This window comes from Biostraticola tofi (assembly GCF_004343195.1).
Lineage (GTDB): Bacteria > Pseudomonadota > Gammaproteobacteria > Enterobacterales > Enterobacteriaceae > Biostraticola > Biostraticola tofi.
Window position 1 is genome coordinate 249,391 of sequence record NZ_SMCR01000001.1, and the last position, 24,289, is coordinate 273,679.

Genomic DNA, 24,289 nt, shown 5'->3' on the forward strand with positions numbered 1-24,289 from the left:
AAGGAAATTCTCCAGACAGTTTGATGATAAATCACGCATTGATGTCACTGTTGCGGCGATTTCTGCAGTACTGGGGCCTGCTCTGTTCAGCTTTCCTTAATTACTATAAGGGCGAACAGCATAAAACCCAACCGCTAACACCCGAGCTTGTTATTTATTCATCAATGAATAAAAATGAGACTTATCTAAGACTATCGGGATCGTCAGCATGTCAAAACAGGATGAACAGCGCCTCTTGGTAAAGATAGCGACGTTGTATTATAGCGAAAACAAGAAACAGGCCGATATTGCCCAGGCGCTTCATCTCTCCCAATCCTTTGTCTCCAGAGCCATCACCCGCTGCGTCAGAGAAGGGGTGGTTAAAATCAGTGTCGTTCAGCCGCCGAACATGTTCATCGGCCTGGAGTCGGCCATTCAGCAGCGCTATGGCATCGATCAGGCGATCATTGTCGATGTCGCCGATAATGCGGGCGCTTTGCAAATCAAGCAGGCCATTGGTTCGGCTGCCGCCCATTACCTGCAGACCAGTATCCGGCCCAACGATCTGGTCGGTATCTCATCCTGGAGCAGCACCCTCAGAGCGATGGTGGATAATCTGCATCCGCTGGCGGTCAAAGCGCGCGGCGTGATTCAACTGCTGGGCGGGGTCGGACCCAATGGCAATGTGCAGGCTACCCTGTTGACCCAGTTGCTGGCTGATAACCTCAACTGCCCTTGCTGGCTACTGCCGGCCCAAAGTATTGAACGCTCGGTTGAGGATCGGCGCAGACTTCTCAACAGCAGCGACGTGGCGGATGTGGTGGCTAAATTCAGCGAAGTCGAGGTTGCCCTGATAGGTATCGGCGCCCTGGAGCCGTCGCAGCTGCTGATGAACTCAGGCAACTATTATCATGAAGATATGCTGCAACTGCTGGCCAGCCGGGGGGCGGTTGGCGATATCTGCCTGCATTACTACAACGCCCAGGGCGAAGCGGTACTGACTGATGACGAAGATCCGGTGATCGGCATGCCGCTGCCGCAGGTGAAGGCCTGTTCCCGCGTGGTGGCCCTGGCGGGCGGCGAGCAGAAAGTGGCGGCCATCCAGGGTGCGCTGGCAGGCGGTTACATTGACGTATTGATAACCGACCGTCTTAGCGCCGAACGTCTGCCCCTGTCGGCGGGCGCCTGACAGTCGCCACGGCAAAACGGCAATCTGCCTGATGCGCCCCGCTGTTGGGCTTTTGCCTTCAAAGCCGCAGTGCCGCGGGGCTTCATGTCATCAGTGGCCGGCAAGACAGCGACCTGTCCGGTCGCTTGATAATCAATCCCGCTGGTGCCAGTAGCACTCAACGCCGAGGTATTTGGTAAAAGCCTCATGCAGTACACCGGCGGTTGCCGAATGATTCATCGCCACATGATGTTCAAAACCCTGTTCGCAGATATACCGCAGCAGAGGTTCGAGTTTGGGGACCTGTACTACCGCGCGGCAACCCACGGTGTCGAGCGGATCATCCAGCACCAGGCCCTCGCCGACATAGGCCTTGATTCGGCCGCTGAAATCATCGGTAGACAATCTGAAATAGGTCAGCGGACCGGCTTTCATTCGTCCGTGAACCGCTCCGCAGGTATTCTCGCACCCCACCGTGGTGCCGATGATATCCGCCGTACCCATGGTCGGGTTCTCCAGGCTTTCGCTGGCGAAGTTGCCACAGTGGAACAATACGCATTTATCGCCATCATCGCCGAAATTGTTGTTCCAGTCGGCAATCGATGCCGGGGCCAGCGAGCAGGAGGCCAGTGCATACATTGACAGCGCCCCCATGACATCCACTTCACACGCGCTGGGCATCAGTTGACCGGACATGACGCTCATGATTGAGCAGACATTGATGCCCAGATTTTCCTGCAGCGAAGTCCAGCACTGGATAGCGGTAGTATCAATATCATTGGCGATTACCCAGTCGCTGATCACCACGAACAACTTTGCCATGGTGTGCAGTTTTTCGGCCGGGATGGCGCTGGCATCGGCATTATTCTTCAGGATAGTCAGCTTTTCACCCACCCGCAGATCGTTATCGCTGAGGCGGGCTACGCGGGTAAAAATTTCCGACAGATCCAGTGTCTCGACCGATGCGCCCAGGCGTTCGAGCATTTTTTCACTGTAGCGCACGGTATTGAAACTGGTCGGGCGAGCACCGATAGCGCCGACGCGGACCCCTTTCATGGCGTAGACCAGTCGGCAGGTCTGGCTGAATTGCACCAGATCAGCGGCAAAGGTTTCGCCGCTCAACGCGCTGACGTGTTTTTGCGTCAGGGTATAGGGAATACCGTGCTGGCGCAGATTGTTGCACAGTGAGATCTTGCCGCAAAAACTGTCGCGTCGGGTCGCCAGGCCCATTTTATTCAGTGCATCGGGTTCTGCCTGGATAAGCACCGGTACCGTGAGACCGGAAAGGCGGATGGCATCGGCGACCGCCTTCTCATCGCCGAAGTTAGGCAGCAATACCACTACCCCGTGGATTTCGTCCCGATGGGCGCGAAACAGGTCAGCGCACACCTTGGCATCCTGCCAGGTTTCCACACCGCCCAGATGGGTCTGCTGTTCGTTAAGCATCAGGGTATTAATGCCCAGGCGGTCAAACACCACCGCCGCGTCCTGACGCGCCTCCGCCACCAGATAGCTGGGGAAAAATCCGCGATTGCCGATAATCACGGCAAAGGTTAACTGGTCCAGTATTTTCGACATGCTTCACTCCAGATAGGGTTATTCCGGCTGATAGCGGGCCCGTGCTACGGCCGCCTGCCAGTGTTTATAGTTATCCTGCAGTTGTTCGGTCAGCGGTCTTGGCTCAATCACTTCCACATTACGCGGCAACGCCGCAATCTGTTCATTATCCGGCCACCAGCCCAGGGTTTTCCCGGCCAGATAGGCGGCGCCCAGCGCTGAAACCTCGGCATTCAGGTTTCTTATCAGCCTGCGCTGCAGGAGATCGGCCTGAAATTGCATCAGCCAGCGGTTCTTGGTCGCCCCCCCGTCGACTCGCAAGGCAGGCAAACGTTGGCCGGCCGCCTGCTCCATGGCAAAAAACACATCCGCCACCTGATAGGCAACGGACTCAAGCCCCGCCCGGGCTAAACCCGCCGGAGTTGCCGCATCGGTCAGTCCGCAGATAATGCCGCGCGCCCGGCTGTCCCAGTATGGCGCCCCCAGGCCTGAGAGCGCCGGTACGAAATAGACCCCCTGGTTATCGGCCTGCCCCTGGGCCAGCTCGCATAACTGTGTCATGGAAGAGATCCCCAACAGTTGCCCGATCCACGACAGGCCTGAACCGGTATGGGTAATGTTGCCCTCCAGGGCGTAGCGCAAGGCGCCATCATGCCAGGCCAGCGTATGACTGAGCCCGAGACCTGAGCCTACCGTGCGGTCAATGGTCATCATTAGCGATGAGCCGGTGCCGTAAGTCGCTTTGATATCGCCGGTCTGATTGCTGCCCTGGCCGTAAAGCGCGGCGTGGGAATCGCCAATCAGCGCCGCCACCGGCACGCCGGCCGGCAAGGCTGGCACCGCGCCGGCAGCGGTATAGCCGTGGACCGCCGCCGACGGCAGAACCTCCGGCAGCGCCGCCGCCGGTATTGAAAACAAAGCCAGCATACGGCTATCCCAACAGCCGCGATGGATATTGAATAGCTGGGTTCGTGACGCATTGGCAAAATCGGTGCTGAACGCGCCACCGCCGGTCAATTGCCAGTTAAGCCAGCTATCAAGGGTACCGATACACAGCTCCCCGTTGGCGGCTCGACCCTGGCCATCCGCCAGGCCGGCCAGCAGACCGCGAATCTTGGCAGCGGGAAATAGCGGATCGATTGGCAGTCCGGTGGCGGCAAAAATCGCCGGGCCATGCCCGTCCTGGGCCAGTTGCCGGCAGAAGTCTTCTGAACGGCGGCATTGCCAACTGACCACCGGCGTCAGCGGCAGGCCGCTGGCCCGATCCCAGATAAGCACCGACTCACGCTGATTGCTGATGGCCACCGCTTCAACCTGCGGGGAGGCCAACTGCCGCAGACAGTCGGCCACCGCCTGGCTGACGCCCAGCCAGATAGCCGCGGGATCCTGCTCGGTCCAGCCCGGTTTGGGATGCAGCAGGGCCAACGGGATGGCGGCTTTGGCGATAATAACGCCATGCCGGTCGACCGCAATCGCCTTGGCATTGGTGGTACCTTCATCGATGGCCAGAATTATCGGCGTCGCCATGGTGTCAATCTCCCCGACATAACGTCCGTGCGGCACGGAACACGCCTGCTGCATCAAAGCCATGATGGGCGCGCATCGCTCCCCGGTCTGCGGCAATGGCATATTCACCGTCTCTGATGCCGAGGCGCAGTAAGGGAATGCCACAGCCGGCCTCGGCCAGCACTTCCGCCACCAGGCTGCCCAGGCCGCCATTGATGTTGTGTTCTTCGACCGAAATAACCTGCCTGCTATGGCGCAATACCGACAGCAGTTGCTGAGTATCACATGGACGGATGGAGGAAACGTTGACTACCGCAGCAGAAATACCTGCCTGTTCAAGCAGTACTGCCGCATCGACGATTTCATGAACGGTGGATCCCATCGCCACCAGGGCCACATCCGCCCCCTGACGCAGGACGTCAATCTGTCCGGGACTAAATTGGTAGCCATCACCGTGCAAGGCGGGTAAGGCTTTTCCGTCCAGCCTGATGTATACCGGGCCGATGGACGACAGGGCGTAATCGATGATCTGCCGGCACTCTTCCGGCGATGAGGGGGCATAAATTTCAATGTTGCCGAAGCCGCGCATAATGGCAATATCATCAATACTGTGATGGGTACTGGCGAGCGGACCATAGCTGGCGCCGGCATTGAGCCCAAACAGTTTTACGTTGCAGTTGTTATAACAAATGTCGATTTTGACCTGCTCGTTAGCGCGCGAAATCAGGAACGGCGCCGCATTGCAGGTCACTGCAATTTTACCGCCGATAGACAGACCCGCCGCCACGCCGACCATGGTCTGCTCAGCGATGCCCACGTTGACAATCCGATCGGGGAAACGGGCGGCGAAGGGGCTGATTTTTGCGGTTGAGGTCGAATCCGCGACGACCGGCACCAGATCCATGCCATTGTCCACCGCCTGAATAAACCGCTCAACCATTACGCTTGCCAAATGTTCAGCATTACTCATCTTTCAACTCCTCTAAAGCCAGGGCCAGTTCTTCGCCTTTAGGTACCCGGTGATGCCATTCCGCCCTGCCCTGGATAAACGACACGCCTGCACCTTTCAGGGTATTGGCGATGACCACATTGGGCTTGCCGTTAGCCGGCAGGTTTTCCAGTGTCTGCACCAGCGCTGCCATATCGTTGCCGGCGCATTCGCTGACGTTCATCCCGAAAGCCTGCCATTTTTCAGCCAAGGGGTCGGTATTCATGATGTCGCTGGTTGGGCCGGCCAGCTGGAGGTTATTTTTGTCATTGATAATGATCAGGTTATCCAGCCCGTAATGGGCGGCGGCCAGCGCAGCCTCCCAGTTACTGCCTTCGGCCAGTTCACCATCGCCGGTCAGTACATAGACCCGGCGCTGCCGCCGGTCCCGTTTAGCCGCCAGCGCAATGCCGACCGCGACCGGCAGACCATGTCCCAGGGCGCCGGTATTCAGTTCTATGCCCGGTGTTTTGTGACGTACCGGATGGCCGGGCAAATGGGAATTGGCATGCTGATAGGTCGGCAGCCAGTCCAGCGGGAAATAACCCGCTTCCGCCAGGCAGCAGTAATAGCCGCCGACCCCATGGCCTTTGGACTGGATATAGATATCTCTCTCTGGACTGTCCATGCGGTCAGGCGCGCAGTTCAGAATGCGAAAGTAGAGAGCGGTAAGAATATCGACCTCCGACAGATCGGCCCCGGTATGACCACCGGCCGGACTGTCGGCATTGAGTTTTACGATACGGCGGCGTATCTGCCGCGCCTTGGTTGTCAGTTCCGCTACCGACAATGAATATGGATTCATAGCTACACCTCAGGAATTTATACTCAGTGAAGAATATTTATTCATATCAAGCGTGAAAAAAGGGCCTCCCGGCCTCGTCACCTGGGAAGGCCTAACCTGCCGCTTTGTCGGCCTTTTGCGACACGATGGCGGCTTTATGCTGCATGCGGTTTTGCATCTGATCGATAATCACCGCAATGATAATGACCATGCCTTTGATCACCATTTGCCAAAATTCACTGACGCCCATCATCACCAGTCCATCTGCCAGAATGCCGATGACAAACGCACCGATAAGCGTTCCCAGAATCGTGCCGCGACCGCCGGCCAGCGAGGTTCCACCCAGCACCACCGCTGCGATGGCATTCATTTCAAAAGCTGTGCCGGTGGCCGGATGGCTGGCGACCAGTTGAGAGGAGACCACGATGCCGGCCAGGGCGGCACATAATCCCGACAGGGTATAGACCCAGACTTTGACCTGTTTGACTTTGATACCGGACAGTTCGGCCGCGCGTTCGTTATCGCCGATGGCGTAGACGTGACGGCCAAACGGTAAACGCCGTGCAATATAGGCAATCAGCAGCGCCAGCAGGAACATCAGCCAGATGCTGTAGGGAATCGCCAGCAAACTGCCTGAGCCAATCAGGTCGAAGCCGGTATTGCCCAGTCGCGGGTTACCGTCCAGGGCAGGAAAAGTTTCGCCGTTGGACAGCAGCATCGCCGCTCCACGCAGGATATACATGGTACCGAGGGTACAGATGAAGGGAGCGACGTTATATCGGGTGATTATCAAGCCGTTGGCCGCGCCGATAAGGCCGCCGACCACCAGCACCACCGGCACCACCACCCAGACGCTCGGAAAAATGGCGATGCCGAACATCGGCAGCACTATGCCCTGGGTTATCATCCAGCCGGCTATCATGCCGCACAGCCCGAGCGTTGCGCCGATCGACAGATCAATACCGGCGGTAATAATGACAAAGGTGATACCCAACGCCAGGAAGGCGTTGATGGCGATATGCTTCATCATAATGATCATGCTGCCGCCGGCCAGAAAACCGGGCACCATCACGGTGAAAAAGCCCAGGATAAGAATCAGCGCAATGAAGGTCCTGAGTTTAAGCAGCAACAGCAGCAGATTTTCTCTGGTACGCAGGCCAGCTGGCGCTGTTATCGCCGAAGAAGTTAACGTTTTCATGTCAGAATCCTTTTGCACTCGCCGAGACCAATGCCGCTTCTACCGCAGCTTCACGAGCAACATTGGCCGTGAGTTTGCCGTTCGACATCACCAGAATGCGGTCTGAAACCGCCATGATTTCCTTCAGATCAGAAGTGGAGAAAAGTATGCCGATCCCCTGTTCTGAAAGTTTGACCATCATTTCAAACACATCCGCCTTGGCGCCGACATCAATGCCGCGCGTCGGCTCATCCAGCAACAACAGCTTAGGATTGGTCAACAATGAGCGGCCTATCACCACTTTTTGCTGATTGCCACCACTGAGCGCCTGGATCTCGACCTCGGGGGAAGAGACTTTGATCGACAGCGCGCCAATGGTCGATGCCACCACCTGCTGCTCTTCACGGCGCATAATGGCCACGCCGTTTTTCAATCTGCGCCACAGGCTGGAAATAGTCAGATTGACCGCGACCGACGATATCGGGAAAATGCCGGCCTTCTTACGATCTTCCGGCACCAGACTCATGCCCATCCGAATGCGATTTGCGGTCGACATTCGGTTGGAAATCGGCATATCACCCAGCCAGATTTTGCCCAGATATTGCCGCTGGGTACCCAGCAGGCATTCAAACAGTTCAGTGCGTCCGGCCCCCATCAGTCCATAAATGCCGACGATTTCCCCGGAGCGGACCTCAAAAGACACATCATTGACCACGGTATTACCGGCATCATTGACACTGGTGATATGGTCAGCCTGCAGTACCGGCAGACCAAACATCCGGCCCGGTGACAGAAAATTTGTGACAGGGTCACCTCCGAGCATTTCGCGCACGATCCACGGCACGTCAATGTCGGCCACCGCCGCTTCCGCCTGGAACTTACCATCGCGCAAAATGGTAATGTAATCCCCAATCGCCATCAGTTCTTCCAGGCGGTGGGAAATATAGACAATCGATACCCCCTGGCGGGTCAGCTCACGGATAACCCGAAACAGGACATCTACCTCGGTTTTACTCAGTGCCGAAGTGGGCTCATCCAGAATGAGGATATCCGCCTGTTCTGCCAGGGCTTTGGCAATTTCAACCATCTGTTGCTGGCCGACCTTGAGTTGCGATACCAGCTGTTTGGGGGAAATAGGCTGGTCCAGACGCTGCATCAACTCCCCGGCAATGCGCTCCTGTTGATGTTGTTCGATTGGCCACAGACCCTTCTGTCGCTCGCGTCCGAGAAATATATTGTCCGCGACGGACAGATTTTCGGAAAGATTCAGTTCCTGGTGCACCATGCCGATGCCTTTAGCCACCGCCTGACGGGTATTGGCAAAACTGACCGGCTCGCCATTGAGCCACATTTCACCGGAGCTGGGTTGCTGCACGCCAGCCAGCACTTTCATCAACGTCGATTTGCCGGCGCCGTTTTCGCCAATAATGACGTTCACTTTGCCGCGATAGACGTTGTAATCCACCTGATCGAGCGCCAGCGTACCGGGGAACAGCATGCTGATAGCCTTGGCCTTGAGAATAATCTCGGGTTGATCGGTCATGGCCTTGCCTCCTCACTGATCTTAAGCGGCACTGCCTCACCGAGGGTTTGCGCCCGCAAGGTGAACGCCGCCAGTACCGCCACTTCCTTGCCCTGCCAACTGGCGTCTATCGGCGGCATTTGCTCCAGCGCCTTTTTATTCAAGGCCCTGGCCGCCTGGGCAAACTGCACCTGATTCTTGAAATCCTCAAAACGAATAAAACCGGCGGCATCGCGCAAGGCATTGCCTTTTACTATCGGTCCAAGCTGGATGACCACCTCTTCACCGTTAACCGTAAGGCGCATTTTTCGCTCCCGGCCATCGTTGTCCACACTGGCAACAGTGCCATTAAAGCGGCCGAATACGCTGATGCTGTCAGCGCCGGTAAGCCCATCGCGTTTTGCCAACAGCGCCGGCCAGGCCAGCGCCTGTTGCTCGGCGGCAGGCAGCAGCCTGGCCGACCAAAGACTTTCCGCCACCTGCTGCGGCGTCTGTTGAACAAAGCTGGGTGCGGCATTAGGGTCGGCGGGAATCACCGGTTTGCCGCTGCTGTCCAGATCAACTACCGTACAGGCGGATAAAAGGGTAATGACAGCGGCGGCCAGCGCCCATTTGCCCGATACTCTGAATTGCATAACATCTCCTGTTTAAGGGACGCCCGGCGCCCCTTATCACGTGGTTGACGATTATTGCTTCAGGTCGAAGGTTTTCAGGTTATGGGCATTGGTTTCATCGATCAGCACACAGTCCATCAGTTGCTTTTCATCATGGCTCGCCTTGCCGGTTTTCAAGTAGACATCGGCCTGCTCGACCGCCATTTCCGCCTGCGCCCAACCCGGCTGGAGCACCGTCGCCTTGATATTGCTCTTGGCGATGATCGCGTCCCGCACATAATCACTGCCGTCAAAACCGACCAGGATAACGTCCTTGCGCCCCGCCGCTTTGAGTGCCGCTTCAGCGCCAAGCGCCATAGTATCGTTGCCTGAGATCACTCCAGTAATATCCGGATTGGCCTGCAGAAGGGATTCCATACGGGTAAAGGCTTCGGTCTGGCTCCAGTTGGCGGTCTGCTGGGCGACCATTTTCATGTCCGGGTGTTCATCGATAACATCGTGGTAGCCCTGGGAACGCACATGGGCATTGGTGTCCGACTCTCGTCCCAGCAGTTCGACATATTTGCCTTTGCCGCCCATCAATTCGACAAATTTCTCAGCGCCCAGTTGAGCGCCCTGATAGTTGTTGGACACGATCTGCGCCACCGCAACGCCGGTGGCATTGATTTCGCGATCGATCAAAAACGCCGGGATACCGGCGGCTTTGGCCTTCTTCAAGGGCCCGATAGTGGCGTCTGAACCGGCATTATCCAATACAATGGCTTTGGCTTTGCGGGCAATAGCCGTTTCTATCAGTTGGTTCTGCTTGTTGACATCATCATCGTGCGAGGCGACCAGGGTGGTATAGCCCAGCGCTGTCGCCTTGGCTTTGGCGGCATCTGCCTCGGCCTTGAAAAAGGGATTGTCGTGAGACGGCGTAATGATCGCAATCAGTCCTTTGTCCGCCGCAGCGGCCCCTCCGGCGAACAGGGAAAGCATGATGGCGGCAACGCAGGATTTCGAGAGAATGGGTTTCATGTAGGGTACTCTCCATTGAATATTTATTCGGGTGTGATTTTATATTCATTCTGAGTGTGGCAATTTACCGGTTTTTTGTCCATAGCGATTGTCGGGAATAGCGAGATTAATCACAAAATAAGCAGACTGAAATGAGAGCGGCAATAGATAATTGCCGATAAAACAATAAATTAAGCTAAATCACCGACTGAAGTCTGGTCTGGACAGCAATCGTCTTCGGCCTGTGGGACAGTGAAACCCGCCAGGGATGGCCGATAGATAAGGGAGGGATATTCACCTGAGCCTCTGTCCGGCCTGCATCATTGCACGCCGGTTAACCACCCAACCAGCGGTTTAGCTGCGCTGGGAAATATCCCGGGCCTCATCGGCTTTTGGGGTCAGCGGCCCTACCCAACGCTGGACCAGCCAGCAGGCCAGGACGATAATCAGCCAGCTCAGACCCACGCCCACCACCAGGTCACGCGGCCAGTGCATGCCCAGCACCATGCGGCTGCTCATGACGGCAGTCGCCCACAACATGATGATACTCACCGAGATAAACCGGCGGCGCGGCCACAGCAGGCCAACCGCCAGCAGTGCCCAACTGGCGGCGAAGATGGTATGGCCGGAAGGGAAAGCAAAACCGGTCTCGTATTGCCAATGCTTGCGCAGCCAGGCAGGCACATGCTGATTATTTTCCAGCTGTTGTGCCACCAGGGCGCTGCGGGCTTTTCTCGGCAGGGCGTAAAACGCGCTGTCGTCAATATGGTATGACTTCTCCAGCCAGAGCACATAAGGACGGGATTCCTGGACCTGGTTTTTAATCAGCGTTTTTACGCCCTGGCCGAAAAGTAAAGCGCCTGCCAATATCAGCGCCAGTAGCAACGTGGCGCGCAGCCTGAAGCGCAGGCACCAGAGAAACCAGCCGAACAGGGCAACGCTCGTCAGGGCGCCCCAGGGTGAAGTCACTGTCTGCGTGGTCCAATACAGTGCCCTTAGCCATTGGGTTTCATTGCCAGGCTGCCATTGCCAGCCGCTGGCCCAGACCAGTAAAGGGATTAAGACGAGTAATAGCGCGCCCAGGGCGGTGCGTTTTGCAATATCTGGCATTATCTGACCTTTATCACTTAATTTCCTTATTCCGCAATGAGTTAACCTGCGAAAACACTGTTGGAGAATAGCACAATCACCGCTTTATTGAGTATTTGTGACAAATTAAGCATCATTTTGCTGCCGAATGTCACTTTCGCCCGGCAGTTATCGACTGTTTTATGGCAAAATAGGGGGATATTGAGGCATCTCTAGCCGGATAAGGCAGGGGTAATTTTACCCCATCCGGTTAGCGACTTTGCGTCCTGGTGAGAATTTTTGGAGAGTAACATGCAGCTTAAACGGGTGGCGGAAGCCAAATTGCCAACGCCCTGGGGAGACTTCCTGATGGTGGGATTCGAAGAAATCGCCACCGGCCAGGATCATCTGGGATTAATCTATGGTGATATCAGCGGCCCCGAGCCAGTACTGGCCCGCATTCATTCGGAGTGCCTGACCGGCGATGCGCTGTTCAGCCTGCGCTGTGATTGTGGTTTCCAACTTGAGGCCTCGCTTACCCATATTGCTGAAGAAGGCCGCGGCATTCTGCTTTACCATCGGCAAGAGGGTCGCGGCATTGGTCTGTTAAACAAGATCCGCGCCTATGCGCTGCAGGATAAAGGGGCTGATACCGTTGAGGCCAATCATGAGCTGGGTTTTGCCGCCGACGAACGTGATTTCACCCTGTGTGCAGATATGTTCAAACTGCTGGGTATAGACGCGATAAGACTGCTGACCAATAACCCGCAGAAGGTGGAAATATTAGCCGAGGCGGGGATTAACATTATTGAACGCGTACCGATCATCGTCGGCCGCAATCCGGAAAACGCGCGATACCTGGATACCAAAGCCAGCAAGATGGGACATTTGCTGGACGATACCCACTGACCCACTGCCGGCCTGCAGCGCGACCGCCGCAGACCGGACTGTTCGACTGCTGTCAGGCACCTAATGACTCATTCAGCATATTACGGATAACGTAATGCAGAATACCGTCATGGCGATAATAGGTCAGCTCGTTGCCGGTATCGATACGGCAGCGGGTGGAGATCACATGCTCTAGGCCATTTTCACGGGTAATCTTGACCTCAACCTGGCAGCCAGGCGACAAGCCTTCCAGTGACGCGATATCCAGCAATTCATCGCCGGTCAGTCCCAGGCTTTTGCGGCTGACGCCTGCCGGAAATTCCAGCGGCAATATCCCCATCCCGATCAGGTTGGAGCGGTGAATACGCTCGAAGGTTTCGGCAATCACCACCCGAATACCCAGCAGCCTAGGCCCTTTTGCCGCCCAGTCCCGGCTGGAGCCGGATCCGTATTCCTTACCGGCGATGATGGCCAGCGGCACCTGCTCGGCGGCGTAACGCATAGCGGCATCGTAAATGGCCAGCACATCGCCTGACGGAATATGTCGGGTGTAGCCCCCTTCAATGCCCGGCACCATTTCATTGCGGATGCGGATATTGGCGAAGGTACCGCGCATCATCACTTCATGATTGCCCCGTCGGGATCCGTAGGAGTTGAAATCACCGGTGGCGACGCCGTTCGCCTGCAGGTAACGCCCCGCCGGACTGTCGGTCTTGATATTACCGGCTGGTGAAATGTGGTCGGTGGTGACGGAATCACCAAGCATCGCCAGAATACGCGCCCGGTGGATGTTCTTGACCGGTCTGGGCTGATGCAGCATATCGTCGAAAAACGGCGTCAGCCGAATATAGGTCGAATCATCCTGCCAGTTATAAGTCGGAGTACGATTGACTTCAATCTGCTGCCAGTCCTGATTACCTTCAAATACCGCACTGTATTCTTTATGGAACATTTCACTGTTGACCAGGCCGACGGCCTTGGCTATTTCAGTGGAACTTGGCCAGATATCGCGCAGATACACCGGATTGCCATCGCTGCCAGGACCCAGGGGATCTTCGCTGAGATTGATTTGCATATTACCGGCCAGGGCATAGGCCACCACCAGTGGCGGCGACGCCAGCCAGTTGGTTTTAATCAGCGGATGGATACGACCTTCAAAATTACGGTTACCGGATAGCACCGCGCCGACCGTCAGATCGCCGGCTTTGATGGCGTCTTCAATGGCCGGTTTGAGCGGGCCTGAGTTACCGATACACGTCGTGCAACCATAGCCGACCAGGTTAAAGCCCAGCTTATCCAGATAGGCTGATAGTCCGGCAGCGTCCAGATAGTCGGTGACCACCTTGGAACCCGGCGCCAGCGATGTCTTGACCCAGGGTTGGGTTTTCAATCCCTTTAGTACCGCGTTGCGTGCCAGCAGGCCTGCGGCCATCAGCACATTGGCATTAGAGGTGTTGGTACAGGACGTAATGGCGGCTATGACTACCGCTCCCTGTTCCAACCGATGGCTCTGCCCATTAAGTTCAAACGGCTGCGGCAATGGCGGGTTGACGGGCTGATTAACCGCCAGTTCATCACTGGCCTTGAAGGCCGCCGGCACACCGGGCAGTGCCACGCGATCCTGCGGACGCTTCGGTCCGGCCAGGCTCGCCACCACTGTGCTCATATCCAGCGTCAGCGTACTGGTGAACACCGGCTCATCACCCGGATTGCGCCACATGCCCTGCACTTTGGTATAGGCTTCGACCAGAGCAATCTGCTGTTCACTGCGTCCGGTCAACCGCAGGTAATCCAGCGTGATGGCATCTACCGGGAAAAACCCGCAGGTGGCGCCGTATTCGGGTGCCATGTTGGCGATAGTCGCGCGATCCGCCAGCGGCAAAACATCCAGCCCATCGCCATAGAATTCTACGAATTTACCGACCACGCCATGTTTTCGCAGCATCTGGGTGACGGTCAGTACCAAGTCGGTTGCGGTGATACCCTCATTCAGTTTACCGGTCAGCTTGAAACCGACCACATCGGGAATCAGCATGGATACCGGCTGGCCAAGCATTGCGGCCTCGGCCTCAATACCACCGACTCCCCAGCCCAATACGCCCAGTCCATTGACCATGGTGGTATGCGAATCTGTGCCAACCAGGGTGTCCGGGTAGGCCAGTTCTACGCCATCCTGCTGTTCATGCCATACTGTCTGGGCAAGATATTCCAGGTTCACCTGATGGCAGATACCATTTTCCGGCGGGACGACCCTAAAACGACTGAAGGCGTTCTGCCCCCAGCGTAAAAATTTGTACCGCTCAAGGTTGCGGTCCATTTCCAGTCGATTGTTTTCTTCAAATGCCTCTGCATCGCCATAGTAATCGACGGTTACCGAGTGGTCGATGACCAAATCAACCGGCGACAGCGGGTTTACTTTGTTAACATCACCTCCCAGCCGTTTGACCGCTTCGCGCATGGCGGCCAGATCGACAACCGCCGGCACGCCGGTAAAATCCTGCATCAACACTCTGGCCGGGCGATAAGCGATTTCTCCTGAGGCATGGCCGCTGTGCTGCCAACCGGCCAACTCATGGAGATCCGCTTCGGTGACGATGGCGCCATCGTAATTGCGCAGCAGGTTTTCCAGCAACACTTTCAGGGATTTGGGCAGCGAGTCGAGCGGCCCCAATTGACGGGCTGCCAGCGGCAGACTGTAATAGTGATAGGTCAGATCGTAGGCTTTCAGCGAATCCCTGCTCGCTTCACGAATGTTCGACGGCATAATTCCTCCAGACTTTTATTTCATCATTGTCATAACCCGACATTAGTTATGGGCTTAATGTTATCCAATAAAGATAGTACAAACCTTGGCCAGCGTTTGATAACAGACTCAATTCAGTCAATTTCTTTGATTGCCGGTGCCGATTGACGGTGGGTAAAGCGTGACATGACCAAGCGAAGGCTTGCTGAATAAAGCACAATAAAGGATGAAACGTGCAAAGAGCGGCAGGGTATGATTGCCTGAGGGTTTGCGGGTTTGCGGGTTTGCGGGTTTGAGTATCGAATTGCTTGGGTGGTTTGAGCTGAATAGGGTTAATCAGCAGGGACAGTATCAAAAGTAACAGTATAAGGCTGAGGATAACCGGCCGCTGACTTGGCATAGCAGGCGGTTGGTCAATGCTTGCCCGGTGCCATTATGGCAGCCCGGGCAGCAAAATGTGACAAGGTCACTTAATCGGCAGCTTGATATCTTTGAACATGGTTTCGATATCTTCATTAGACCTTAACGCGATAGCGGTATCAACCACATCCCGGGTCAGGTGCGGCGCAAAGCGTTGGATAAAGTCATACATGTAACTGCGCAGGAAGGTGCTGCGCCGAAAACCGATTTTGGTGGTGCTCAGGGCAAACATCGGGTCGGCATTGATCTTGACCAGATCCGGGTCGGCCTCGCTACTGACCGCCATATTTGCGATAACACCCACGCCCAGGCCCATGCGAACATAGGTCTTTATCACATCCGCATCGGTGGCGGTGAAAACGATACGCGGCGTAAGGCCGGCACGGTTAAATGCGGTGTCCAGTTCTGACCGGCCGGTAAAGCCGAAGGTATACGTCACCAGCGGATAGGTAGCCAGTTCTTCGATACTGACCTGGGATTTGCCTGCCAGCGGGTGATTAGGCAGAACCACAATGGTGCGATTCCAGTGATAGCAAGGCAACATCACCAAATCGTCATAAAGGTGAAGCGCTTCAGTGGCGATAGCAAAGTCCGCAACCCCTTTCGACACCGCTTCGGCAATCTGGGTCGGCGATCCTTGATGCATATGCAGCGAAACCCGGGGATAGCGCTCGATAAAACCCTTGATCACTTCCGGCAGGGCATAACGCGCCTGGGTGTGAGTCGTCGCCACATAAAGTGAACCTTTATCGGGATAAGTATGTTCGCCGGCGACGGCTTTGATGGCATCGACCTTGGAGAGGACTTCCCGCGCGATGCGGATAATTTCCTGACCGGCCGGCGTGACCTGGGTAAGATGCTTGCCGCTGCGGGCAAATATCTGCACGCCCAGCTCATCTTCCAGCATCCGGACCTGCTTACTGATCCCCGGCTGCGAGGTATAGAGACCTTCGGCGGTAGAGGATACATTGAGATTATGGTTTACAACCTCAACGATATAACGAAGTTGCTGCAGTTTCATTTTTGGATCCCGGATGGTAATGCCACCAACAATTAATACTATTAAATCATAAAAAAGTTAACTTATATAACTTTTTTGTCAGCTACAAAAAAGCCAGCCGCATGGCTGACTTTTCGCTTAACTGTGCGGCTGGCGATTATTTTTTTGTCACCTGCCATTTGCCATCGATAAAGAAGGCCGTCCAGCCGGTGGCTTTGCCGTCTTTCTCAGAAGAGACATACTGCTGCTTGGTTTTGCGGCTGAATCGGACCAGAGCCTTGTTACCGGCATCATCAGCGGCAGGAGCATCGGCAAGATAACGCAGTTTTTCAGGCAGCCGGTCTTTAAAGCGGGCCAGTTCTTCCACCAGCGGAGCGCGGGTTTCCCGCGATTTCGGAAAGGTATTTGCCGCCAGGAATACCCCTGCAGCCCCATCACGCAGCACAAAGTAAGCATCGGATTTTTCACAAGGCAATTCAGGCAAAGGCACCGGATCTTCCTTTGGCGGCGCCACATCGCCGTTGCGCAGGATCTTACGGGTGTTTTTACACTCTTCGTTGGTACAGGCCATGTATTTACCGAAGCGTCCCAGTTTGAGGTGCATATCGGAACCGCACTTCTCACATTCCACCACCGGACCGTCATAGCCTTTGATGCGGAATTCGCCTTGTTCAATATCATAACCGTCGCACTGAGGATTGTTACCGCACACATGCAGTTTGCGGGTAGCATCAATCACATAGCTGTCCATCGCGGTGCCGCATTTGGCACAACGATGCCGGGCCCGCAGGGCATTGGTTTCGGCGTCCTCGCCTTCCAGTACGTTTAGCGTTTCGGATTCAGGGATAAGATTGATAGTGGTCTTGCAGCGCTCTTTAGGCGGCAAAGCGTAGCCTGAACATCCGAGAAAAACGCCGGTACTGGCGGTACGGATGCCCATTTTTCGGCCGCAGGTCGGACAATCGATGCTGGTCATGATCATCTGATTAGGGCGCATACCGCCCTCTTCGGGATCTTTTTCAGCTTTATCGAGCTGCTGGCTGAATTTTTCAAAGAAGGCGTCAAGCACTTCCCGCCATTCAGCCTGGTTAGTTGCTACCTGATCCAGCGTACTTTCCATACGGGCGGTGAAGTCGTAGTTCATTAGCTCGCGGAAGTTTTCTTCCAGACGCGCCGTGACGATTTCACCCATTTTTTCCGCATAGAAGCGCCGGTTTTCAACGTGTACATAGCCGCGATCCTGGATGGTCGAAATGATCGACACATAGGTGGAAGGGCGGCCGATGCCTCTTTTTTCCAGCTCTTTAACCAATGACGCTTCTGAATAACGCGCCGGCGGCTTGGTGAAGTGCTGGCTGGGCAATAGCTCTGCAAGCGTTAAGGTCTGGCCGACGGCAACCGGCGGCAGGATACGATCTTCATCACCCTTGCGCAGGGCCGGCATCACTTTGGTCCAGCCATCAAAGCGCAAGATGCGGCCTTTGGCGCGCAGTTGATAATCCGCCGCCCTGACCGTCAGGGTGGTGGAATCATATTGCGCCGGCGTCATCTGACAGGCGACGAACTGACGCCAGATAAGCTGATACAGCTTCTGGGCATCAGCTTCCATATCGCTTAGCTGCTCGGCAAGCCGGCTGATATCAGAAGGCCTGATAGCTTCATGGGCTTCCTGAGAATTATCTTTGCTGGCGTATTCATTGGGCTGCTTGGGCAGGTACTTTTCACCAAACTCTTCACTGATATAGCCGCGGGCCATATTCAGCGCATCCTGACTAAGGTTGGTAGAGTCGGTACGCATATAGGTGATATGGCCGGACTCATATAGCCGTTGTGCCAGCATCATGGTTTTCTTGACGCCATAGCCAAGCCGAGTGCTTGCAGCCTGCTGCAGTGTAGAGGTGGTAAAAGGTGCACCGGGTTTGCTGCTGGTCGGCCGATCCTCACGATCAGCTATCACATAGCTGGCGGTTTCAAGGGCAGCGACCGCCTGGTGAGCCTGCGCTTTATTGACTGGCTTAAAAGGCTTGTCATGCTCATGGGTGACCTGCATCAGCAGCGGTGTTTTGGCCGCTACATCCAAGTTGGCATGCAGTTCCCAGTACTCTTCGGGCACGAAGGCTTTAATTTCATGCTCACGCTCGACCACCAAACGCACCGCGACCGATTGCACCCGTCCGGCGGAAAGGCCGCGCGCAATTTTTTTCCACAGCAGGGGGGAAACCATGTAACCGACCACCCGGTCCATAAAACGCCGGGCCTGCTGGGCATTAACCCGATCGATATTCAATTCACCCGGCTTTTCAAACGCCTGAGTTATCGCATTGCGGGTGATTTCATTAAACACCACCCGGCTGAATCTGCTGTCATCGCCGCCTATCACTTCCCGCAGGTGCCACGCTATGGCTTCCCCTTCGCGGTCAAGGTCGGTGGCGAGATAAATATGGTCTGCATTTTCCGCCAGGGCTTTAAGCTCGGAAACGACTTTTTCCTTACCAGGCAGTATTTCATAGTGGGCTTTCCAGCCATGATAGGGATCAATCCCCATCCGGTTCACCAGCGCGGTTTGCGCATCAGCTTTGACTTTTTTCTTTTTGGCCGGATCCGTGCTCTTTTTACTGGCTGAACCACTGGTAGGCAAATCGCGGATGTGACCTACGCTTGATTTGACCACGTAGTCATTACCCAAATATTTATTAATCGTTTTGGCCTTAGCCGGTGATTCAACGATAACGAGAGCTTTACCCATTTTTACCTTTACCTGAGTGTTATCTTCTGAAAAGAAGTTTTAGTGCGCCAGACCCTGGCTGGGCATACCTCTATTTTTATATTGCGGCACAGCCACCAAAAATCAAACATTTTTTAACCGGCTTGCTTTCCCGTACTATCAAAGGGATACCAGGGTGTCAGTGGCGCTCGACGAAAATGACTGCCATAAGACCGCCAAACCGATTGGCTGAACGGTCATCTTAATCGTCGGGGTATAACAAAGGCCCACACTGTACATGATAAAAAACTTGGTGCAACTGATTAGCCGCTTTAAAAGAACACCTGACGGAAAGAGATAACGGATTAAGAATGCCAGACGAATAAACCATAGCCGGTTTGCGGTTAAACACAACCGGGGAGTACAATAAGGCAGTTATTTTGCGAGGAGTAGATAATATGTACGGCAATACCACCCCAATCGATCGTGAGACTTTACTGACCCAGGCTAATAAGATTATCCGGGAACATGAGGATTATATACACGGCATGAAGGCAACCGAGGTGGAACAAAAAGGTGAGGTGCTGGTTTTCCGCGGGGAGTTTTTTATGGATGAGGATGGGATCCCCACCCCAAAAACCACCGCGGTATTCAACATGTTTAAACACCTCGCCCATACCCTGTCGCCGAAATACCGTTTACAGGATTAACGGCTGCAGGATTTTACCGCAATGGCTGCTGTCCCTCGCGCCACCAGTGCAGCAGCCGCTGTTCCACGCTGAGCGTGGCGCTTTGGGTAAAACGATCCAACCAGCGCTTGCGACGGGCGTATTTAACGCTTATCACTTCATGGTTCGCCAGTTCGGCGATGATAAGATCATCGCTGGTGCCGATGGAATCGATCAGCCCCAATGTTTTAGCCTGGCTTCCGTACCAGTGTTCACCGGTCGCCACCGAGTCGATGTCCAGTGCCGGACGCATGGAATGGACAAAAGATTTGAACAGCTGATGGGTTTCATCCAGATCTTGGCGGAATTTCTCCCTGCCCTCTTCGGAATTCTCGCCGAACAGCGTCAGCGTACGTTTATAGGCGCCGGCCGTATGCAATTCTATATCGATATCATTGCGTTTTAACAGTCGATTAAAGTTCGGAATCTGCGCAACCACGCCGATGGAACCAATAATTGAAAACGGCGCAGCGACAATACGGTCTGCTACACAGGCCATCATATAGCCTCCGCTGGCGGCCACTTTGTCCACCGCTACCGTCAGCCGGATTCCCTTATCCCGCAGACGCTGCAGTTGGGACGCGGCCAGGCCGTAACCATGCACTACCCCGCCTGGGCTTTCAAGGCGCAGCAATACCTCGTCTTCCGCTTTGGCGACCGCCATTACCGCCGAGATTTCCTCGCGCAGCGACGCGACTTCACCCGCATCCATACTGCCGTGAAAATCCAGCACATAAAGGCAGGGTTTGCCAGGGGACTGCTCGCCACGCTTGGCGCGGTTACGCGCAGTTTTAGCCTGGGCTTTCTCATCTTTCTTGTGCTTTTTGTGCCACAGCTTCTGTTCGGCCTCCCCCATCCGCGCCAGTCGCATTTCATGCTGCATTTCGCGGTACTGTTTGGCCAGATCGGTAATCTGTATTTCACCCCTGCGTTGACGTTGTCGCTGCCGCAGCCCCATATACAGCATCAGCACGGCACCAATGGCCAGCACTACGGTCACAATTTTGGCCAGAAAAAGTCCGTACAGAGTAATAAATTCCACATTTCCGCCTTTCTTTATGATTTTAGATAACGCTATTCTAGCTAACCCTTGGGTGGTCGTCGCCCGAAAAATCAGAATATTGCGTCGACTCTGAGCATCATACAGCGTTCATTGCGCGCGTTGGCAGGTTAAACATGCCATTGGCAACGGCGACCGGAGAAGTCCGTCCCAGACATTGAATTAGCGCGGTTTTTCAGGCATAAAAACACCTTCACTCGGTAAAATACCGACCGAATGACCCCCACGCCGGCTTAGGTCTCGGCAGGCAAGGAGCGAGATGTGTACTATCAGCCAAAAACCGATTTACTCAACAACCGTATTATCATGGTGACCGGCGCTGGCGCCGGCATCGGACGCCAGGCGGCGCTGACCTATGCCAGCTATGGCGCTACCCTGGTGCTCTTGGGCCGCACGGAGGAAAAGCTTCGTCGCGTCAGCCGGGAGATAACCCATGCTGGCGGCGCAGAGCCGCTGGTGTTGGTCCTCGACTTACAGTCCTCTGTAGAAGCAGACTATCGTCGTCTGGCCGAACAGCTTTCAGAGCGATTACCCAGGCTGGATGGCCTGCTGAATAATGCCGGCCTGCTGGGCGAAATCGTCCCTATGGCCCGGCAGACGCCTTCTGTCTGGCGGCAAGTGATGGATGTCAATATTAACGGCACCTTTATGCTCACCCAGGCGCTGCTGCCGCTGCTGCTTCGCGCGCCCCATCCTTCACTGGTGTTCAGCAGTTCCAGCGTCGGGCGCGAGGGCCGTGCCAACTGGGGGGCCTATTCTGTCTCCAAATTTGCGACCGAAGGTATGATGCAGGTTCTGGCCGATGAATATCCGGCCCAGGTGCTCAGAGTAAACTGTATCAATCCAGGCGGTACCCGCACCGGTATGCGCGCTGATGCCTTTCCGGACGAGGATTCAATGAAGCTCAAGACTCCTGCCGACATCATGCCGATTTATTTGTTTCTGATGGGTGACGACAGCAAGCGTAAAACCGGCGTCAGTTATGATGCCCAGCCGGGCCGCAAAGCCGGACCGGCACAATGAATGAACACGCCATGAGCGATGAGGGACACCGCCGGCGCCAGCAGCGGCTAAAGGAAAAAGTCGAGGCCCGGGTGGCGGCGGCCATTGAGACGCGCGGCATTCTGATGGTGTTTACCGGTAATGGAAAAGGCAAAACGACCGCCGCCTTTGGCACGGTCACCCGCGCCGTGGGTCATGGATTGAAAGCGGGGGTCATTCAGTTTATCAAAGGGCAATGGGCCAACGGCGAAAAGCAGTTGCTGCAACAGCACGGCGTTGAGTTTCAGGTGATGGCGACCGGATTCACCTGGGATACCCAGGACCGGATCTCCGACAGCGCCGCGGCCAGAGATACCTGGCTGCATGCCAGGCGTATGCTGGAAGACGACAGCCTTGACCTGGTGGTGTTGGATGAACTGACCTATATGGTGACCTATGACTATCTGCCGCTTAAGGACATTATCGCGGCCCTTCATCAACGTCCCACCGGTCAGACGGTTATCATAACCGGCAGGGCCTGCCATCGTGAATTACGGGCTATGGCGGATACCGTCACTGAAATGAGACCGGTCAAACACGCCTTTGAGGCAGGTATCCAGGCCCAGCGCGGCATCGACTGGTAAAGATGCCGCTTGGTAACGATGACTCAGGCTCCGCCCGAGCTGCGTTTACTGCTCTGGCCACCACGACGCGTCGGTGCCGCGACCTGACTGTGGCGCTTGACGGCGCGGCGAATCTGATTAGCCTTGACCCGACGGCGTTCCCGCTCAACCGGCAGTTTGCTGACGGTTTCCTGCGGCAACTGCACCAACTGGCGAAGATAGTTGGTCTCAGCCAGCGGCAGTTCAGTCCAGCCGCCCCGCGGCAGGCCTTTTGGCAGAGTCACATCGCCGTAGCGCACGCGGATAAGCCGGCTGACCTGCACGCCGACCGCTTCCCAGAGACGACGCACTTCCCGGTTGCGGCCTTCGGTCAGGGTCACGTTATACCACTGGTTCAGCCCCTCGCCGCCTTGGAACTTCAGGCTGCGAAATGCCGCTGGGCCATCCTCCAGCTGCACGCCTTTGGTCAGGGTGCGGATTTTTTCTTCGTCAACCTGACCGAAGACCCGCACCGCATACTCACGTTCGACTTCGCAGCTTGGATGCATCAGGCGGTTGGCCAGTTCACCGTCGGTAGTAAACAGCAGCAGGCCGGAGGTGTTGATATCCAGGCGGCCGACCGCTACCCAACGTGAACCGTTGAGTTTTGGCAGTCGATCGAATACCGTCGGGCGCCCATCGGGATCGCGGCGGGTACATAATTCACCTTCGGGCTTGTAGTAGGCCAGCACGCGGCATACGGCTTCCGCCACCGCCTTGATCGATACCAGGCGGCCATCGACACGGATTTTAGTGGAATCAAGCACCTCGACGCGGTCGCCCAGTGTGGCAATTTTGCCATCAACGCTGACGCGGCCTTGTTCAATAATGGATTCGACTTCTCGGCGGGAACCATGCCCGGCGCGCGCCAGGACTTTCTGTAACTTTTCGCTCATTGAGCAACCTCAGCTGTCGCCTTCACAGGCGTCACTTTGATATGTTTTTACGCGGAGAACCCGTTAGGACAGGATTCTATGGACGATTATTATAGCGATTTATCACCTGAGTGTAACCACAATTATTATCGCGTCAAAACGAGGCCGACATCGCGTTGCCGGCCATCATCGGCAACCGTTAAAGAAAGGCGGAAATATCGCCAACCCCTTCGCGCACCACTTTGGGTTCCGCTTCGGTAAGGTCGATAACCGTGGTTGGCTGCTGGCCAAGGAAACCGCCATGAATGACCAAGTCCACCAGTTTGCCAAGATGGTCACGGATAGTTTCCGGATCCGACTCGGCGAAATCATTACCGGGCAGCATCAGCGTCGTCGACATCATCGGCTCGTTGATTTCTTCCAGCAGCGCCAGCGCAATCGGATTGGAGGGCACCCGCAGGCCGATGGTCTTCTTTTTGTCATTCATTAAACGACGGGGAACTTCTTTGGTGGCCTTGAGGATAAAGGTGTATTTACCCGGGGTGTTATTCTTGATAAGCCTAAAAGCCTGATTGTCCACCTGAGCATAGGTCGAGAGCTCAGAAAGATCACGGCATACCAGGGTGAAATTATGATTACCGTCAAGCTGGCGAATGCGGCAGATCCGCTCCATCGCATTTTTCTCTTCCAAACGGCAGCCGAGCGCATAGCCCGAATCGGTCGGGTAGACGATAACGCCGCCTTTACGCAGCAGATCGGCCGTTTGGGCAATCAAACGGGGCTGTGGATTTTCAGGATGAATAGTAAAAAACTGACTCATAAATTGAGACTCCTTATTGTGGCCTCTGGGAAGACGATACCGTTAAGCC

Annotated in this window: 20 protein-coding genes; 5 read left to right on the forward strand and 15 right to left on the reverse strand. The window is 55.4% G+C overall.

Translation table 11 applies throughout. The features are described from left to right. Positions 1–208: 208 nt before the first annotated feature. Positions 209–1,168 (forward strand): sugar-binding transcriptional regulator, encoded by a 960-nt coding sequence (locus tag EDC52_RS01110; RefSeq protein ID WP_131863420.1) that lies wholly within the window; start codon positions 209–211, stop codon positions 1,166–1,168. A 132-nt stretch (positions 1,169–1,300) separates the two neighbouring features. Here EDC52_RS01110 and EDC52_RS01115 read toward each other — a convergent pair whose 3' ends face one another. From EDC52_RS01115 to pgpB, 9 genes are all read right to left on the reverse strand, one after another. Then, positions 1,301–2,725 carry an L-fucose/L-arabinose isomerase family protein gene (locus tag EDC52_RS01115; RefSeq protein ID WP_131863421.1) on the reverse strand — a complete coding sequence of 475 codons (1,425 nt, stop codon included), beginning with the start codon at positions 2,723–2,725 and terminating at the stop codon, positions 1,301–1,303. Positions 2,726–2,743: 18 nt separating this feature from the next. Further along, the gene (locus EDC52_RS01120) at positions 2,744–4,231 is read right to left on the reverse strand and encodes an FGGY family carbohydrate kinase (protein WP_131864070.1); all 1,488 of its coding nucleotides are present in this window, start codon (positions 4,229–4,231) and stop codon (positions 2,744–2,746) included. Positions 4,232–4,235: 4 nt separating this feature from the next. Then, positions 4,236–5,180 (reverse strand): transketolase family protein, encoded by a 945-nt coding sequence (locus EDC52_RS01125; protein WP_131863422.1) that lies wholly within the window; start codon positions 5,178–5,180, stop codon positions 4,236–4,238. Further along, a complete protein-coding gene (locus tag EDC52_RS01130) occupies positions 5,173–6,003 on the reverse strand; it encodes a transketolase (protein WP_131863423.1) in 831 nt (276 codons plus the stop codon). The genes EDC52_RS01125 and EDC52_RS01130 overlap by 8 nt, the downstream gene beginning before the upstream one ends. Before the next feature lie 91 nt (positions 6,004–6,094). Continuing rightward, positions 6,095–7,180 (reverse strand): ABC transporter permease, encoded by a 1,086-nt coding sequence (locus EDC52_RS01135; protein ID WP_131863424.1) that lies wholly within the window; start codon positions 7,178–7,180, stop codon positions 6,095–6,097. A 1-nt stretch (position 7,181) separates the two neighbouring features. After that, on the reverse strand, positions 7,182–8,702 hold the full coding sequence (locus EDC52_RS01140; protein WP_131863425.1) for a sugar ABC transporter ATP-binding protein: 1,521 nt from the start codon (positions 8,700–8,702) through the stop codon (positions 7,182–7,184). Next, positions 8,699–9,316, reverse strand: coding sequence for a DUF2291 family protein (locus tag EDC52_RS01145; RefSeq protein WP_131863426.1), 618 nt, complete (start codon positions 9,314–9,316; stop codon positions 8,699–8,701). The genes EDC52_RS01140 and EDC52_RS01145 overlap by 4 nt, the downstream gene beginning before the upstream one ends. Positions 9,317–9,367: 51 nt before the next feature. Further along, the gene (locus EDC52_RS01150; RefSeq protein WP_131863427.1) at positions 9,368–10,312 is read right to left on the reverse strand and encodes a D-ribose ABC transporter substrate-binding protein; all 945 of its coding nucleotides are present in this window, start codon (positions 10,310–10,312) and stop codon (positions 9,368–9,370) included. A 333-nt stretch (positions 10,313–10,645) separates the two neighbouring features. Beyond that, entirely contained in the window at positions 10,646–11,401 is a 756-nt protein-coding gene (pgpB, locus tag EDC52_RS01155) for a phosphatidylglycerophosphatase B (protein ID WP_131863428.1), read from the reverse strand. A 270-nt stretch (positions 11,402–11,671) separates the two neighbouring features. Here pgpB and ribA point away from each other — a divergent pair, with 270 nt between their 5' ends. Further along, entirely contained in the window at positions 11,672–12,268 is a 597-nt protein-coding gene (gene ribA / locus EDC52_RS01160; RefSeq protein WP_131863429.1) for a GTP cyclohydrolase II, read from the forward strand. Positions 12,269–12,320: 52 nt separating this feature from the next. Here the strand turns inward: ribA and acnA are convergent, their stop codons facing one another. The 3 genes from acnA to topA form a co-directional block, all read right to left on the reverse strand. Beyond that, positions 12,321–15,011: an aconitate hydratase AcnA gene (gene acnA / locus EDC52_RS01165; RefSeq protein ID WP_131863430.1), complete on the reverse strand. Its 2,691-nt coding sequence runs from the start codon at positions 15,009–15,011 to the stop codon at positions 12,321–12,323. A gap of 445 nt (positions 15,012–15,456) precedes the next feature. Beyond that, positions 15,457–16,431, reverse strand: coding sequence for an HTH-type transcriptional regulator CysB (cysB, locus tag EDC52_RS01170; protein WP_131863431.1), 975 nt, complete (start codon positions 16,429–16,431; stop codon positions 15,457–15,459). 136 nt (positions 16,432–16,567) lie between these two features. Beyond that, positions 16,568–19,156 (reverse strand): type I DNA topoisomerase, encoded by a 2,589-nt coding sequence (gene topA / locus EDC52_RS01175; RefSeq protein WP_131863432.1) that lies wholly within the window; start codon positions 19,154–19,156, stop codon positions 16,568–16,570. Positions 19,157–19,572: 416 nt separating this feature from the next. Between topA and EDC52_RS01180 the strand changes: the two genes are divergently transcribed. Beyond that, positions 19,573–19,824, forward strand: a complete 252-nt coding sequence (locus EDC52_RS01180) for a YciN family protein (protein ID WP_131863433.1) — start codon at positions 19,573–19,575, stop codon at positions 19,822–19,824. 13 nt (positions 19,825–19,837) lie between these two features. Here EDC52_RS01180 and sohB read toward each other — a convergent pair whose 3' ends face one another. Next, positions 19,838–20,884 (reverse strand): protease SohB, encoded by a 1,047-nt coding sequence (sohB, locus tag EDC52_RS01185; RefSeq protein WP_131863434.1) that lies wholly within the window; start codon positions 20,882–20,884, stop codon positions 19,838–19,840. Positions 20,885–21,163: 279 nt separating this feature from the next. Here sohB and EDC52_RS01190 point away from each other — a divergent pair, with 279 nt between their 5' ends. Together EDC52_RS01190 and cobO are read left to right on the forward strand one after the other, a co-directional pair. Further along, positions 21,164–21,925, forward strand: coding sequence for a YciK family oxidoreductase (locus tag EDC52_RS01190; protein ID WP_131863435.1), 762 nt, complete (start codon positions 21,164–21,166; stop codon positions 21,923–21,925). Between the two features lie 11 nt (positions 21,926–21,936). Continuing rightward, complete coding sequence (cobO, locus tag EDC52_RS01195) at positions 21,937–22,527, forward strand: cob(I)yrinic acid a,c-diamide adenosyltransferase (protein WP_131864071.1); 591 nt, start codon at positions 21,937–21,939, stop codon at positions 22,525–22,527. A gap of 23 nt (positions 22,528–22,550) precedes the next feature. On the opposite strand, the gene rluB is transcribed toward cobO, so the two are convergent. Together rluB and EDC52_RS01205 are read right to left on the reverse strand one after the other, a co-directional pair. Continuing rightward, positions 22,551–23,441 carry a 23S rRNA pseudouridine(2605) synthase RluB gene (gene rluB, locus EDC52_RS01200; protein WP_131863436.1) on the reverse strand — a complete coding sequence of 297 codons (891 nt, stop codon included), beginning with the start codon at positions 23,439–23,441 and terminating at the stop codon, positions 22,551–22,553. 178 nt (positions 23,442–23,619) lie between these two features. Next, positions 23,620–24,240, reverse strand: coding sequence for an L-threonylcarbamoyladenylate synthase (locus EDC52_RS01205; protein ID WP_131863437.1), 621 nt, complete (start codon positions 24,238–24,240; stop codon positions 23,620–23,622). Positions 24,241–24,289 lie beyond the last annotated feature (49 nt).

Coding starts and splice junctions, on each gene's coding strand:
- EDC52_RS01130 (WP_131863423.1), bottom strand. CDS start 6,003: ATGAATCCATATTCATTGTCGGTAGCGGAACTGACAACCAAGGCGCGG.
- EDC52_RS01180 (WP_131863433.1), top strand. CDS start 19,573: ATGTACGGCAATACCACCCCAATCGATCGTGAGACTTTACTGACCCAG.
- acnA (WP_131863430.1), bottom strand. CDS start 15,011: ATGCCGTCGAACATTCGTGAAGCGAGCAGGGATTCGCTGAAAGCCTAC.
- EDC52_RS01125 (WP_131863422.1), bottom strand. CDS start 5,180: ATGAGTAATGCTGAACATTTGGCAAGCGTAATGGTTGAGCGGTTTATT.
- EDC52_RS01120 (WP_131864070.1), bottom strand. CDS start 4,231: ATGGCGACGCCGATAATTCTGGCCATCGATGAAGGTACCACCAATGCC.
- rluB (WP_131863436.1), bottom strand. CDS start 23,441: ATGAGCGAAAAGTTACAGAAAGTCCTGGCGCGCGCCGGGCATGGTTCC.
- EDC52_RS01205 (WP_131863437.1), bottom strand. CDS start 24,240: ATGAGTCAGTTTTTTACTATTCATCCTGAAAATCCACAGCCCCGTTTG.
- cysB (WP_131863431.1), bottom strand. CDS start 16,431: ATGAAACTGCAGCAACTTCGTTATATCGTTGAGGTTGTAAACCATAAT.
- EDC52_RS01110 (WP_131863420.1), top strand. CDS start 209: ATGTCAAAACAGGATGAACAGCGCCTCTTGGTAAAGATAGCGACGTTG.
- pgpB (WP_131863428.1), bottom strand. CDS start 11,401: ATGCCAGATATTGCAAAACGCACCGCCCTGGGCGCGCTATTACTCGTC.
- EDC52_RS01135 (WP_131863424.1), bottom strand. CDS start 7,180: ATGAAAACGTTAACTTCTTCGGCGATAACAGCGCCAGCTGGCCTGCGT.
- cobO (WP_131864071.1), top strand. CDS start 21,937: ATGAGCGATGAGGGACACCGCCGGCGCCAGCAGCGGCTAAAGGAAAAA.
- EDC52_RS01115 (WP_131863421.1), bottom strand. CDS start 2,725: ATGTCGAAAATACTGGACCAGTTAACCTTTGCCGTGATTATCGGCAAT.
- EDC52_RS01140 (WP_131863425.1), bottom strand. CDS start 8,702: ATGACCGATCAACCCGAGATTATTCTCAAGGCCAAGGCTATCAGCATG.
- ribA (WP_131863429.1), top strand. CDS start 11,672: ATGCAGCTTAAACGGGTGGCGGAAGCCAAATTGCCAACGCCCTGGGGA.
- topA (WP_131863432.1), bottom strand. CDS start 19,156: ATGGGTAAAGCTCTCGTTATCGTTGAATCACCGGCTAAGGCCAAAACG.
- EDC52_RS01145 (WP_131863426.1), bottom strand. CDS start 9,316: ATGCAATTCAGAGTATCGGGCAAATGGGCGCTGGCCGCCGCTGTCATT.
- EDC52_RS01150 (WP_131863427.1), bottom strand. CDS start 10,312: ATGAAACCCATTCTCTCGAAATCCTGCGTTGCCGCCATCATGCTTTCC.